Source organism: Microcystis sp. M44BS1 (assembly GCF_020244875.1).
GTDB classification, from domain to species: domain Bacteria; phylum Cyanobacteriota; class Cyanobacteriia; order Cyanobacteriales; family Microcystaceae; genus Microcystis; species Microcystis panniformis.
This window is the reverse complement of the sequence record NZ_JADBVM010000033.1, coordinates 21,431-36,379: the sequence shown is the minus strand read 5'-3', so window position 1 is coordinate 36,379 and position 14,949 is coordinate 21,431. Positions and strand designations below refer to the sequence as shown.

Here is a 14,949-nt window from a genome sequence, read left to right as displayed (position 1 = left end):
GTGCGTTACGCTATCGCTAACGCACCCTACTAATAAACTACTGTAAAAATATGAAACAGTAGAATGGTAAAATGTAGGGTGCGTTAGACGGCGACAATCTCTGCTTAAACTTAAATCTAACAATCCGTCGTAACGCACCACTGTAAAAATATGAAACAGTAGAATGGTAAAATGTAGGGTGCGTTAGACGGCGACAATCTTTGCTTAAGCTTAAATCTAACAATCCGTCGTAACGCACCACATCTATCATTAATTTATTTGGTGCGTTACGCTATCGCTAACGCACCCTACTAAAAACTACTGGGATTAGAAAGAGAGTTAGGTGGAGCCCTCACTAATATGGTCACAGCCTACCTCACCCAAGTCCAACTGGGGCAAGAGCCGGTGGCTAACCTAGAACGCGCGATCGCTGCCTACACTGAAGCCGCTACCATCTGTCGCCAATTGGGATTAGAAAGGTACTTGGCCTCTAATCTCAATCAACTGGGCAATGCCTACGGCAACCAAGCCGAACTGGGTCAAGAGCCGGTGGCCAACCTAGAACGGGCGATCGCCGCCTACAACGAAGCCGCCACCATCAGCCGCCAACTGGGATTAGAAAGGGATTTAGCAACAACCCTGACTAATCTGAGCACAGCCAACCTCAACCAAGCCGGACTGGGGCAAGAGCCGGTGGCTAACCTAGAACAGGCGATCACCGCCTGCACTGAAGCCGCCACCATCCGCCGCCAACTGGGATTAGAAAGCGATTTAGCTGGAACCCTCACTAATCTGGGCAATGCCTACAGCCTCCAAGCCGAACTGGGTCAAGAGCCAGTAGCCAACCTAGAACGTGCGATCACCAACCACAACGAAGCCACCACCATCCGCCGCCAACCCGGATTAGAAAGGGATTTAGCCCAAACCCTCACTAATCTGGGCGCAGCCTACAGCACCCAAGCCCAACTGGGTCAAGAGCCGGTAGCCAACCTAGAACGGGCGATCGCTGCCTACACCGAAGCCACCACCATCCGCCGCCAACCCGGATTAGAAAGGGATTTAGCCTCTACCCTCACTAATCTGGGCGTAGCCTACCACACCCAAGCCGAACTGGGTCAAGAGCCGGTAGCCAACCTAGAACGGGCGATCGCTACCTACACCGAAGCCACCACCATCCTCCGCCAACCGGGATTAGAAAGGGATTTAGCCGGAACCCTCACTAATCTGGGCGCAGCCTACAGCACCCAAGCCCAACTGGGTCAAGAGCCGGTAGCCAACCTAGAACGGGCGATCGCTGCCTACACCGAAGCCACCACCATCTTCCGCCAACCCGGATTAGAAAGGGATTTAGCCTCTACCCTCACTAATCTGGGCGTAGCCTACCACACCCAAGCCGAACTGGGTCAAGAGCCGGTAGCCAACCTAGAACGGGCGATCGCCAATTATCGAGAAGCACTTTCCTTTCTCAACCCCGCTCTCTTACCTGCTGACACCCTGAGAACTGGGCGCAACTTAGGCAATCTCGGTTTCCGGCAGGGTTGGTGGGACATTGCCTTAGAAGGCTACACCGTCGCCGTGGAAGCCGTTGAACAAAGCCGCGCCTGGGCAACCAGTGAAGCCCTTCGCCAAGAGATTGTCCGCAAGTCCATCGGTGTTTATGAAAACCTGATCCAAGCCGCCGTTAACCAAGGCGATCTCTCCCTGGCGCTGCGAACCGTCGAACGTTCCCGCTCCAAACGCCTCGCCGACCTGATCGCTGTGGGCGACCTCTACGCCGATGGGCGCGTTCCCCCAGAGATCCAAGCCTGGTATCAGCAGGTTAAGGAAAGCCGTCAGATCCAATCCCAACTCCGTCAAAACCCCCTCGACCAGCCCGGATTCACCCAGAAACCCCAACCCTACCCCATCGGTAACACCCGCGCCAGCTTTGCCACGGAACAACTCCAGGCCGCCGAAGCCGCCGAACGTCAAGCCTGGGACGCTCTCTACCGCTTTGATGCCATCACCGCCCAACTTCAGCAACCCCAACCCCAACCCCGACTCGATGAACTAACGGCGCTGCTTCCATCCCCCCAGACTGCCCTCCTCAGCTTCTATACCACCGCCACCCATACCCACATCTTTGTCCTGCGTCGCCCCGCCCAGGATGGCGGGGAAGGGGTCAACTGCCACACTATTCCCAATCCCCCGGAGTCCGCCAACGACTTGCAAAACTGGCTGGTCGTCAACTGGGTTATCCCCTACATTGCGATTAATCAAGCAGAGACCCCCCAATCCCGCCAGCAGCGTCGGCATGAGTGGCACCAAGCTATGGCCACTCGTCTGCAAGAACTGGCAACCCGCCTGCAATTCGACACCCTCATCCAACAGCACCTCCAGGGCATCACTGAGTTAATTCTGATTCCCCACCTGTTCCTGCACCAAATTCCCTTCGACCTTCTACCCACCGCCCAAGGTCAACTACTGGGCGATCGCTTTCGCCTTCAGTTTGTCCCCAGTACGAAAATTCTCGGACTGTGCCGAGAGCGATCGCAACCGACTCCCGACACCCTGGGGATTGTGGAAAACACCACAGAGGATTTGCCCTATACTCCCCTAGAGTGTGAGTGGGTCGCCCAAACCTGGAACGTGCCTCGCCAACGGCGGCTACAGGGGCGCACAGTCACCCCCGACTCTTATCTGCAATTGCTGAAACAAGTGCAGGCTTTGCTCTCCAGCCACCACGCCACCAGCCGCGCCGATGATCCCCTCAACTCCCACCTCGTCCTAGCCGAAGAGCAAAAAGTCACCCTCCGGGATTTACTTAGTCCCCTGTGGCGTTTTCCCGAATTGTCGGAAGTGTTTCTCTCCTGTTGTGAAACCGGTCTCAGTTTTGCCACTTCCCGAGATGAAGAGGGAAACCTGCGACGGGAATTACTGGACGAACCCCTCAGCTTAGGTACAGGCTTTCTGCTGGGGGGCGCTCGTGCTGTGATCAGTAGTCATTGGGCCGTGGCTGATCTAGCTACGGCGCTGTTTTCCCGGGAGTACCATCGCGCACGGCGGGCGGGAGAGGAACGCTTAACGGCTCTACATCAGGCTCGTCAAGCGTTGCGGGAGACTTGCCAAAAAGACTGGCGGGACCGTTTGACAGCCGATTATCAGCAGGCTTATCAGACTTGGCAACAACTGCGCCAAACTAAGGATCCCAACGTCAATGCTGCTGGGGCTAATTATCAGAAAATCGGCGAATTGATCAAGTGGCTTGACGAATTTGCTTCCGATGCAGTGCCTTTTCAGGATTATCGTTACTGGGGGGCGTTCTACTGTCTGGGACTTCCTTAAATTATGAATTAGGAATTAGTAAAACGTAGGGTGCGTTAGACGGCGATAATCTCTGCTTAAACTTAAATCTAACAATCCGTCGTAACGCACCACACCTATCATTAATTTATTTGGTGCGTTGCAAGTAAAACGTAGGGTGCGTTAGACGGCGACAATCTCTGCTTAAACTTAAATCTAACAATCCGTCGTAACGCACCACACCTATCATTAATTTATTTGGTGCGTTGCAAGTAAAACGTAGGGTGCGTTAGACGGCGATAATCTCTGCTTAAACTTAAATCTAACAATCCGTCGTAACGCACCACACCTATCATTAATTTAACTTTATTATAACATATAATTAATTTGCAAGAGTTCTTATCTATCATTAATTTATTTGATGCGTTACGCTATCGAAGGGCGCACCCTACTACTAATTATTGTACTGTAAAAGGATAATGCTGGGTTTTTAAAGGTTCCAATTTTAACAGGTCAAAAGCCCTATTTTAAAAGGGTTTTACCATTATTCAGCAATCCCTAATTAGGATAAACTCGCCCTTTCCAACCTCCCCCTTGGCCGCGCCAATAACGCAGGGCAGAATCCACAGTCATTAAACTATAAAAGAGGGCAATTAGGGGTAAAGTTAAAGCCCGCAGGGGGGATAATTTATATAGTCTTAAAGTCGGGCTATAGGAGAGGGCGATTAGTAATAAGGTGACGGCGCTAATTATGATAATTGATGTTTCTTTTAAGACCAATCCCCAGATTAAGCCCAAGGGGGCGGCTAAATAGGTTAAAAACATCCCGAAAATTGTGCCGATTAACCAAAGTGTTGAGTAATTTAGTTGTGTGAAGGCGGTGCGGGCTACCATATTCCAAATGCTGGCTAAATCGGGATAGGGACGGAGACTATAGGTGCTTTCTGTTAATCCTAACCAGATGGAACTCTCGTTATTTTCGGGGTGATTTTGCAGATATTTTTTAACCGCAATCGCTAAAGAACAATCATCAATTAAAGCTTGTTTAAGAATATCAATACCGCCAATTTTTTCTAGAATATCTCGGCGAATTAAAATGCAGCCCCCAGCGGCGGCTGCTATCGGGGAATTAGGGTTATTAACTAGGGGAAAAGGATAGAGTTTCTCGAAGAAAAAAACAAAGGCAGGAATGAGGAATTTTTCCCAAAAACTGTCACAGCGTAGCAACACCATCAGGGAAACTAAAGCTTGTTTTTCTTGTACTGCTTTAGTAACTAATTGGGTTAAATTATCTGGTGCGTGGGCAATATCAGCATCGGTGAAGAGAAAATAATCGGGTGCAAATTTCTCGGTAGCCTCTGTTATTCCCTGTTTCATTGCCCATAATTTACCCGTCCATCCTATCTCTAAAGCTTGTCCAGAAATAATAGTTATCTGGTCAGATTTATGAGATTGTTTAGCAATTTCTTGGGCAACTTTTCCCGTACCATCACTGCTTTGATCGTCAATTAAAACAATCGAAAATTCGCCTTGATAATCTTGGTTAAAGAGGGAGGTTAAACTGATAGGTAAAACGTCGGCTTCGTTTCGTGCGGGGATAATTGCCGAGACTTTTGGATAATTTGTTAAGGGAGAAGTGAGAGAATTAATTTTTTGGTTAGATAGCCAAAATTGTCCCCTGGCTAAGATTAAATATAACCAAATTATTAGCGATAGGAAAGTAACTAATAATAATAAAAATGTCATAAGCTAGTCGGCTTTCGATGAGGGAATAGGGAACAGGTCAAAAAGAGTAAGTAGGTAGGTGTTAAAAGTTGTCAGACACCCCCCTTATTAAGGGGGGCAGGGGGGATCGAACCTAAAATCCATTTTTAATTTAATTATAACCAGCTACTTATCAAATTTAGATGCACAACAGCTTCATAAGTTTGGGGTTTAACAGAGGGCAAATTAGGGTAAAATAGAGGCAAATTAGCAAAATTAGGCGAGGGAGTAAATCATGGATTATGATGTCGTAATTATTGGGGGAGGACCGGCGGGAGGTCACTGTGGGAGATTATTAAGTGAAAAAGGTTATCGTGTTCTTTTAGTGGAACAACATTCTAGTTGGCAAGATAATAACTTTTCTAGTGCCGCTTCTCCCCTAGAAATTTTAGAACAATTCAATCTCCCCGAAACCGTAGTGGCTAGGTTTTGGAAAAATATCGAAATTATCTCCACTAGCATACATCATTTTTGGTCATCACCGCAACCTTTAGGGGTAGTTTTTGATTTTGCCAAATTGCGAGAGTTTTTAGCCGCAGAAGTGCTGCGTTGGGGGGGAGAAGTTCGTTTAGGTTGTCGTTATCTGAAATATCAACAGATGGAGGATAAGCTAACTGTTTTCTTGAAATCAAAAGGTGAGGAAATCGAGACAGTTACTACTCGTTTATTGGTTGATGCCACGGGATACGCTAGGGCAGTTATGTATAAACATAGACGAGAAAAACCTGATTTTTTAAAAGCAGTGGGTATTGAATATTTAATTGCTGTGCCAGAAGAAGATTATCAAAAGTATCAAGATAATTTAGTATTTTTTCTCGGTCATAAATGGAGTCCTAAAGGTTATGGCTGGATTTTTCCTATGGATAATCGGCAATTAAAAATAGGAGCCGCTTGGTTAGAGGGAGAACATCCTTATATTCCTGAAGTTAAGCCTTTAAAAAGTTATATTACACAAATTATGCAAACCTACATGAATCTCTCGAAATGTGATATAATTGACAGCCATGGTTCTATTTTAGAATATTCGCTCAATCTGCAAGATATTTATTATCAAGAACCGAATATTATAGCGATTGGTGATGCGGTTTCTACGGTTAACTTTTTAGGAGGGGAAGGTATTCGCCATGCTATGAAAGGAGCCGAAATTGCTTGTCAATACATGGAAGAATATTTACAGGGAAAATCGAGTAATTTTGCCGCTTATCAACAGCGGATGCAAGAATATTTTCAACCCAAATGGAATTTATCCGATCGCCTCAGTCGCAAAGTTTATTTAGAATATAGTGATGCGCGTATAGATCAAGGAGTATCCTATCTCAAGTATCTTTCCACCCAGGATATAATCGACGTTTTATTTTACTACAAATTTGAGAAATACACAAAAGGGTTAGGAGGATTTCTGTTGGGAAAATTACGTCAATGGTGGCGCAAAATTTTTCCTAGTCAAAAACCTGAGTAAATAAGCTAGGATAAAGCTAAGGAAACAATATTGGTAAAGACCGTGAGTAAGTTTATTCGCTACAGTACAATTATCACTCTGCTGGGCATTTTAGCAGCCTGTAGTGGCAATCCTGACCTAGAAAATCGTCTGGCTGCCGATCCTAATCTACAAACAAATCCCATACCAGAAAACTCTCCTAATAACAGGCAATTACCGGCAAATTTTCCCGCAGAAATTCCTCGATATAGTCAATCAGAATTATTATCCGTGCAGACAAATCCTGATAATACTGGTGGACAAACCCGTTGGCAATCCAACGATCCCAGCAATGCGATCGAGGCTTTTTATCAACAGGAATTAGTTAATAATAATTGGGAAATTATTACTCCCTTTTCTGGGGAAGGAGTTAATAGTACCCTAACGGCCCGTCGAGATAATTTAGAGTTAACTATCACCATAACTGCCACTTCTCCCAATACCGAATATAGCCTCGATTATCGTCCAATAGGAACCCCTAGTCCCTCCCCTAGTCCCTCCCCTAGTCCCTCCCTTAGTCCCTCCCCGTTACCCAATCTTAATCCCACCAGTTTTAACGATCTCGAATCCTTACCTAATCCCTTAAAGAGCCACATTCAAGACTTAGCTAGATTAGGAGTATTAACAGGTAATAACAATCAGTTTAACCCTAATAATACAATAACGCGCCGAGAATTTGCTCGCTGGTTGTTACAGGCTAATAATGCCATTTATGCTAATGTAGCGGGTAAACAAATCCGTGTAGCTACTGCCAATAGTTCCCCAGCTTTTAGTGATGTTAAAAATAACGATCCCGATTATATTTATATTCAAGGATTAGCAGAAGCGGGGTTAATTCCCTCTCCTTTAACGGGAGATAGTAGCGCCATTTTATTCCGTCCCAATGCTCCTTTAACCCGGGAAGATTTAATCGCTTGGAAAGTGCCATTAGATGTCAGAAAAGCTTTACCGAGCGCCAATCTTGATACGATTAAAAATACTTGGGGTTTTCAGGATACTAATAAAATTAACCCGCAGCTGGTGCGCGCTCTTTATGCCGATTTTCAAAATGCTGAACAAGCTAATATTCGGCGAGTTTTTGGTTTTACTACCCTATTTCAGCCAAAAAGACCAGTAACTCGCGCTGAAGCTGCCGCTACTTTATGGTATTTTGGTTTTCAGGGTGATGGTGTTTCCGCTGCCGACGCTGTGCAAGGTCAAGATACACAACAGAGTGGGGTTAACTGAAATTTGTCCACAAAAACTAAGGGTGTGTCAGGAAAATACAGGCACTATTTTTGACATTTCTTCATATCTATTCAGAAAAATTAACAGAGGATTCTTGACCCTGCAGCTAGGGGAATATTTTATCCTAAAGATATAACTCTGCTGCAGGGGATTTTGTTGCTGACTTCCGCTGCTATTAACATTATGACCCATCAAACTCTCAAACTCGCCGGGATGAGTTGCGCTGGTTGTGCTAATTCGATCGAGCGGATAATTAAATCTATCCCCGGAGTGATTCGATGTCAAGTTAATTTTGGCATGGAACAGGTGGATGTGGACTATGACCCCAAGCGTACCGATCTTAACACTATTCAAGCAAAAGTTAGGGATGCCGGTTTCTGGGCTACACCGATAACAGAAATTAATCTCGAATCCAGGCCAGAAAAAGAACTACTCACTAAACTATCGATCGCTATTGTTATTAGTATCATACTTTTTATCGGTTCTTTACCAATGATGACGGGTTTATCTCTATCTTTTATTCCCCATTGGTTACACGATCCTTTACTACAATTAACTCTCGCTACTCCCGTCCAATTTTGGTGTGGTCAAAGTTTTTATAAAAATGCTTGGAAAGCTTTTAAAAATCGCACTGCTACCATGGACACTTTAGTAGTTTTGGGAACCAGTGCCGCCTATTTTTATTCCCTGTTTTTAACCTTCGGGAGCGATTTTATCGAAAAACAGGGGTTTAATTCCCATGTCTATTACGAAGCATCAGCTATCGTCATTACTCTGATTTTACTCGGTCGTTTCCTCGAAAAACGTGCCAGAAAAGAAACGGCCGCCGCTATTAAACAATTAATGGGATTACAGGCAAAAACTGCTAGGGTAATTAGGGAAGAACAGACGCTAGATATACCAATAGAAGAGGTGAAGGTAGGAGATATAATTTTAGTGCGTCCGGGGGAAAAAATTCCCGTCGATGGCATAATTATCCAAGGCAGTTCTAGCATTGATGAATCGATGGTGACGGGGGAAAGTTTACCCGTGCGAAAAACCGTCAATCAACAGGTAATCGGTGCGACAATTAATAAAACCGGTAGCCTACAAATGCAAGCGTTACGGGTGGGAAAAGATACGGTTTTAGCTCAGATTGTCCGATTAGTGCAAACCGCGCAAGCATCAAAAGCACCTATACAAAGATTAGTCGATCGAGTGACTGCTTATTTTGTGCCGGTGGTGATGATTATTGCGGTAATAACTTTCTTATTTTGGATTCTCCGCACGGGTAATCTCACCCTCGCTTTGATTACAATGGTGGAAGTCCTAATTATCGCTTGTCCCTGTGCGCTAGGATTAGCTACACCCACCTCGATTATGGTGGGAACAGGACAAGGGGCAAAACAGGGAATTTTAATTAAAAATGCCGAAAGTTTAGAATTAGCCTATGGTATTACTACTATTGTCCTCGATAAAACGGGAACTCTCACCCAGGGTAAACCAACGGTGACGGACTTCTTGACTCGCGAGGGGGTGAGGGATGGACGGGAATTATCGCTGCTGCAGTTAGTCGTATCGGTGGAGAATCATTCTGAACACCCGTTAGGAGAAGCAATAGTTAAATATGGGCAGTTAAACCAGATTAAAACCCTAGAAGTAACTGAATTTGACTCAATAACCGGGTCAGGAGTGCAGGGGAAAGTCGGGTCAGATTTCGTGCAAATCGGTACACAACAATGGTTAGAAAGTCAAGGGATCGAAACAAAAGTTCTTAAAAAAGTCGCCCACGATTGGGAGTGGCAGAAAAAAACCGTGGCTTGGATAGCGGTTAACGGGGGTTTAGAGGGGTTGATTGCCATTTCCGACGTTTTAAAACCTTTTTCTTCTTCAGTGGTCGCCAAGCTCAAAAAAATGGGCTTAGAGGTGATGATGATGACAGGGGACAACCTCGAAACCGCAGAGGCGATCGCCAGTGAGTTGGGTATCCGGCGCTTTTTTGCCGCACTCCGTCCCCAACAAAAAGCTGAAAAAATCGAATATTTACAGAAAAAAGGGAAAATTGTCGCCATGGTTGGCGATGGCATTAATGATGCGATCGCATTGGCACAAGCGGACTTAGGTATTGCTATTGGCACGGGGACTGATGTAGCGATCGCCGCAAGCGATATAACCTTAATTTCGGGAGATTTACAGGGAATTGTGACCGCTATTGAGTTAAGTCGGGCAACAATGGGAAATATCAAAGAAAATCTCTTTTTTGCTTTTATTTATAACTTGATTGCCATTCCCATCGCTGCTGGAATCCTCTATCCTTTTCTGCTCAATCCGATTATTGCCGGTGCTGCCATGGCTTTAAGTTCCCTTTCCGTGGTGACAAATGCTTTACGATTGCGTCGAGTTCATCCCAGGGTGCGGGATAATTTGCGTTAACAATTCTTAAGGAAAAACCAGAAAAATTAGCTGTACGGGGGATGATACCGTAGAAAAGGCAATAGAATAATCATCGTGATATGACTGACTCCCCTGAAATACCTTATTTATTACGCGCTGCCAAAGGAGAAATCTTACCCCGTCCTCCCGTGTGGATGATGAGACAAGCAGGACGTTATATGCAGATTTATCGAGAATTGCGGGATAAATACCCCAGTTTTCGGGAAAGATCAGAAAATGCCGATTTAGCGATCGAAATCTCCCTGCAACCCTGGCGCGCTTTTCAACCGGATGGGGTGATCATGTTCTCCGATATCCTCACTCCCCTGGCAGGAATCGGTATTCCCTTTGATATTATCGAAAGTAAGGGGCCGATTATCGATTCTCCCATTCGTACTCAAGCGCAGGTGGACCAACTTAATCCCCTCGATCCCGATCAGTCTTTACCTTTTATCAAAACGATTTTAAAAACCCTGCGTCAAGAGGTGGGAAATAAATCCACTGTCCTCGGTTTTGTCGGAGCGCCTTGGACTTTAGCAGCATACGCAGTGGAAGGGAAAGGTTCTAAAAGTTATTCTGTGATTAAAGGGATGGCTTTTTCGGAACCCTCGGTACTGCACCAATTTTTAGATAAATTAGCGGATATGATTGCCACCTATGTCCGTTATCAAATCGATTGTGGGGCGCAAGTGGTACAAATGTTCGACTCTTGGGCGGGTCAATTAACTCCCCAAGATTACGATGTTTTTGCCTTACCCTATCAACAAAAAGTAGTTCGTTTGGTGAAAGAAACTCATCCCGATACACCGTTAATTCTCTACATTAGTGGCAGCGCCGGCGTTTTGGAAAGAATGGCTAAATCGGGGGTTGATATTATTAGCGTCGATTGGACTGTCGATATGGCGGAAGCGAGACAGCGTTTAGGTAAATCGATGATGGTTCAAGGTAATATCGATCCGGGGGTTTTATTCGGTTCCCAGTCCTTTATTCGCGAGCGGATTATTGATACTATTCGTAAAGCGGGTAATCAAGGTCATATTCTTAATTTAGGTCATGGTGTTTTGGTGGGAACTCCTGAAGATAACGTGCGTTTCTTCTTTGAAACTGCTAAAGGATTTAGTTATCAATAAAGTTACTCAGGGAACAGGGGATGGGGAAATGGGGTAATGGGGGAATGGGGAAATGGGGAAATTCAACTAAAACCCTAAAACCCTAAAACCCTAAAACCCCAACACCCTAAAACCCCAACACCCTAAAACCCTAAAACCCTAAAACCCCAAAACCCTAAAACCCCAAAACCCTAAAACCCCAACACCGGTTTTTACTTTTTACTTTTACTTTCACACTGTCCCCTAAATTCTGCTGGATCAATTAAAATAATGAAAAAAATATTTCTAACGGGTGTGAGTGGCTGTATTGGGCATTATATCGCTGAGATTTTACTGGAAAATCCCGACTATGAATTATATTTTTTAGTGCGTAATCCAGAGAAGTTAAAATTTACTTACCAAGGGCGATCAAATGTTCATATACTTTTAGGCGACATGGAAAATATCGAGGTATATGCCGAGCTTTTAAAAACAATGAATATAGCGGTTTTAATCGCTACCAGTTGGGGAGGAGAGGAGGAAAGTTATCAGATTAATGTGGTAAAAACCCTAGAATTAATTAGTTATTTAGATGCTCAAATCTGCGAGAAAGTCCTCTACTTTTCCACTGCCAGCATTCTCAATCAAAATAATCAACCTTTACCGGAAGCTGGGGAGATAGGAACTAATTATATCCGCACTAAATATATTTGTTATAGTAAGTTTACTGACCTAAAAATCGCCGATAAAATTATTACTTTATACCCCACTTTTGTCTTAGGTGGTGACGAAAATAAACCCTATTCTCATATCTATGGCGGTTTACCGGATGTGTTGAAATATATCGGTTTAGTGCGTTGGTTTCAAGCTGATGGCAGTTTTCATTTTATCCATGCTAAAGATATAGCTCAAGTGGTGAATTATTTAATCGAAAATCCCGCACCAGAAAGCAAAATTGTCCTAGGCAATCAACGCACAACAGCTAACCAAGCAGTGGAGGAAATCTGCACTTATTTAAACAAAAAAATCTATTTTCGCATTCCTTTATCTTTAACCATTGCTAACTTTTTTATCAAAGTTTTTAACTTGCAGATGGAAGCATGGGACCGTTTTGCCATGAATTATCGCCACTTCACCCACATTAAAACCTATACCCCGGCTGATTTTGGTTTAAAAAACTATTGTTCCACCCTCGATGATGTTTTAACCTTGCGAGGAATTCCCCGAAAAAACCCTAAGTAGAGGGAACGGAAAAATATCTATAATTAATTCTGTCTGGATACTTACAGCGTTTCCCTAAAGACGAAGTCTAACCTAATTCCGCGACTGATACTAAATCCAGTTATTAAAAACTGATTATTTATTCTCCGTTTTGCCTTTTGCATGAGTAGAAAACGGGTTTCTCCGAGAAACCCGTTTTCTGTGCGTTACTCAACGGATTTGGTATGACTCCCCAAAACGAAAACTTCCTACCTCACCATTAAGATAACTGCTCTATCGGTGACTCTTAAATTAGTACAAGTGTATGAACAACCGCGTGTAAGCATCCCACCGAAAAACTAATGCGCGGGGGGTTTGGGGGCGGCGCCACGCCCCCAACGGGGGGTTTGGGGGGTAGAACCCCCCAAAAACTTGGCTTGAATGATAAAATCAGAAATAACGCCCAACTCTTAACGCCAAATAGACTAATCTTGAAATTGTCTAGCATGAAATTGAGCGTAACGACCATTAAGATTTAATAACTCCTCGTGATTACCCACTTCGATAATTTCACCCTTTTCTAAGACTAAAATACGGTTAGCTTTTCTGACAGTTGCTAATCGGTGAGCAATAACAAATACCGTGCGCTCCGTCATAATTCTTTCTAAAGCTTCCTGCACTAAAGCTTCCGATTCCGAATCGAGCGCCGAAGTCGCTTCATCTAAGATTAAAATCCTCGGATTAGATAAAACTGCTCGCGCAATGGCGATTCTTTGTCTTTGTCCACCCGATAAATTAACACCCCTTTCTCCCACATAGGTATAGTAACCCTGAGAAAGTTCACTGATAAATTGATGAGCATTGGCAATTTTTGCCGCTTTTTCCACCTCTTGCAGATTAAAATCTCCCTGGCCAAAAGCGATATTTTGGGCTATAGTACCAGAAAAGAGAATATTTTCCTGTAAAACTACGCCAATTTGTCGCCGGAGACTTTTTAAAGTCACATCACGAATATCCACCCCATCGATTAAAATCTTGCCAGAAGTGGGGTCATAAAAACGCAATAAAAGATTAACTAAAGTGGTTTTTCCCGCTCCCGATGCTCCCACTAAAGCAATCATTTCGCCAGCGTGTGCAGTAAAATTAATATTTTTTAAAACCTGTCTGTCCTCATTGTAATAAAAATTTACTTGACAATATTCAACTTCTTTGCTATGGGATGGCAACTCGATCGCATTCGGTTTTTCGGTAATTGTTGGCAAAATAGCTAACAATTCAAAAATCCGATCCATGGAGGCTTGACCCTGTTTAAATTGATTATAATTACTGGTAATATGGGCGATAGGATCGATTAACATAGCCACCGCCGCCACATAACTAACAAACTCAACACCAGTTAAATTCTTTTGGGAAATTTGCCAACCCGCAAGGAAGAATAAAAAGATAACTCCCATCGCTTGCAAAAATCCCACCACGACGTATTGTAAAGCTTTGGTGGATTCCGATAGGTATTGAGCGCGGCGATTTTCCTCCGCTTCTTGAGCAAAAAGCTCGGTTTGATAATCTTCAGCAGCGAAAGCTTGCACTACACGAATACCGCCAAAAACTTCGGTTAATAACGCAGAAAGGTTAGATATTTTCGCTTGGGCGCGACGAGCATATTGTAATAATTTTTCCCCAAAAAATCCCACCAAAACTCCTAACAAAGGAGCGATAATAATGACAGCGATCGTCAATTGCCAGTTAACAATAAACATATAGGCAAAGACGACAATTAACTGTAAGGCTGAGGGAATAAAATCATGGAAAAATTTGTTAATTACTTCCCCAATGCGATCGATATCTTCCGTTAAACGATAGGATAAATCACCAGTTTTTGCCGTTTCAAAGTAATTTAAACCGAGGGTTTGCAGGTGTGCATAAACTTTTTTTCTTAATTCTAGGGCAATTTTTAAAGAAGCTTTTGCCATCAGGGAATCTTGCCCATACTGAGACATTCCCCGCAGTAAAAAAACCACTGCTCCCACCCCCGAAAGTGTCGCCAATGCTTGCACATTTCCCTCACCGATATATCTGGCCATTTGTCCAGCTAACCAGGCTAAAATCGGCCAAAACACCGTAAATCCGATCGTACAGATGAACGCCAAAATAATTGTTTGGGTTTGGGGACGGAGATAGGGAATGAGATTCCAATAACTAGAGCGAGATTTCAAAATAATTTAGCGCCTTTAAATATTAAGTATTCCTGCAAAATTAATTTGCTAGTCGAGACATTTATCAGTTATCAGTTATCAGTTATCAGTTATCAGAACGTAGGTTGGGTTGAAGCATGAAACCCAACACACCCATGGATTACGCTACCGCTAACCCATCCTACAAATAATTGTGCCTCCCTACTTACTGTTTACTGTTTACTGATCACTGTTTAGGCACTCTTGCACTTTGGCCAGAGGTTAACTGAGAGGTATAATTAACCTTGCTTAGGTACTGAAGAAAAGGAGATTAACTAACAAATTTGCC

At 44.0% G+C, this 14,949-nt stretch carries 8 protein-coding genes; 6 read left to right on the top strand and 2 right to left on the bottom strand.

Translation table 11 applies throughout. From position 1 onward, the window contains the following. Positions 1-339 precede the first annotated feature (339 nt). Entirely contained in the window at positions 340-3,303 is a 2,964-nt protein-coding gene (locus tag IM515_RS01925; RefSeq protein WP_287697839.1) for a CHAT domain-containing tetratricopeptide repeat protein, read from the top strand. A gap of 516 nt (positions 3,304-3,819) precedes the next feature. Here IM515_RS01925 and IM515_RS01920 read toward each other — a convergent pair. Beyond that, positions 3,820-5,007, bottom strand: coding sequence for a glycosyltransferase (locus IM515_RS01920; protein ID WP_287629507.1), 1,188 nt, complete (start codon positions 5,005-5,007; stop codon positions 3,820-3,822). A 253-nt stretch (positions 5,008-5,260) separates the two neighbouring features. Between IM515_RS01920 and IM515_RS01915 the strand changes: the two genes are divergently transcribed. The 5 genes from IM515_RS01915 (at position 5,261) to IM515_RS01895 (ending at position 12,471) form a co-directional block, all read left to right on the top strand. Then, positions 5,261-6,484, top strand: a complete 1,224-nt coding sequence (locus IM515_RS01915; RefSeq protein WP_287629505.1) for an NAD(P)/FAD-dependent oxidoreductase — start codon at positions 5,261-5,263, stop codon at positions 6,482-6,484. 30 nt (positions 6,485-6,514) lie between these two features. Continuing rightward, positions 6,515-7,729, top strand: a complete 1,215-nt coding sequence (locus IM515_RS01910) for an S-layer homology domain-containing protein (protein WP_287629503.1) — start codon at positions 6,515-6,517, stop codon at positions 7,727-7,729. A gap of 183 nt (positions 7,730-7,912) precedes the next feature. Next, positions 7,913-10,141 carry a heavy metal translocating P-type ATPase gene (locus IM515_RS01905; protein ID WP_287629500.1) on the top strand — a complete coding sequence of 743 codons (2,229 nt, stop codon included), beginning with the start codon at positions 7,913-7,915 and terminating at the stop codon, positions 10,139-10,141. A gap of 80 nt (positions 10,142-10,221) precedes the next feature. After that, positions 10,222-11,271 carry a uroporphyrinogen decarboxylase gene (gene hemE / locus IM515_RS01900; protein WP_287629498.1) on the top strand — a complete coding sequence of 350 codons (1,050 nt, stop codon included), beginning with the start codon at positions 10,222-10,224 and terminating at the stop codon, positions 11,269-11,271. A 249-nt stretch (positions 11,272-11,520) separates the two neighbouring features. Beyond that, positions 11,521-12,471, top strand: coding sequence for an NAD-dependent epimerase/dehydratase family protein (locus tag IM515_RS01895; protein WP_287629496.1), 951 nt, complete (start codon positions 11,521-11,523; stop codon positions 12,469-12,471). A 443-nt stretch (positions 12,472-12,914) separates the two neighbouring features. Here the strand turns inward: IM515_RS01895 and IM515_RS01890 are convergent, their stop codons facing one another. Then, positions 12,915-14,642 (bottom strand): ABC transporter ATP-binding protein, encoded by a 1,728-nt coding sequence (locus IM515_RS01890; protein ID WP_287629494.1) that lies wholly within the window; start codon positions 14,640-14,642, stop codon positions 12,915-12,917. Positions 14,643-14,949 lie beyond the last annotated feature (307 nt).

Coding starts and splice junctions, on each gene's coding strand:
- IM515_RS01925 (WP_287697839.1), top strand. CDS start 340: ATGGTCACAGCCTACCTCACCCAAGTCCAACTGGGGCAAGAGCCGGTG.
- IM515_RS01920 (WP_287629507.1), bottom strand. CDS start 5,007: ATGACATTTTTATTATTATTAGTTACTTTCCTATCGCTAATAATTTGG.
- IM515_RS01915 (WP_287629505.1), top strand. CDS start 5,261: ATGGATTATGATGTCGTAATTATTGGGGGAGGACCGGCGGGAGGTCAC.
- IM515_RS01905 (WP_287629500.1), top strand. CDS start 7,913: ATGACCCATCAAACTCTCAAACTCGCCGGGATGAGTTGCGCTGGTTGT.
- hemE (WP_287629498.1), top strand. CDS start 10,222: ATGACTGACTCCCCTGAAATACCTTATTTATTACGCGCTGCCAAAGGA.
- IM515_RS01895 (WP_287629496.1), top strand. CDS start 11,521: ATGAAAAAAATATTTCTAACGGGTGTGAGTGGCTGTATTGGGCATTAT.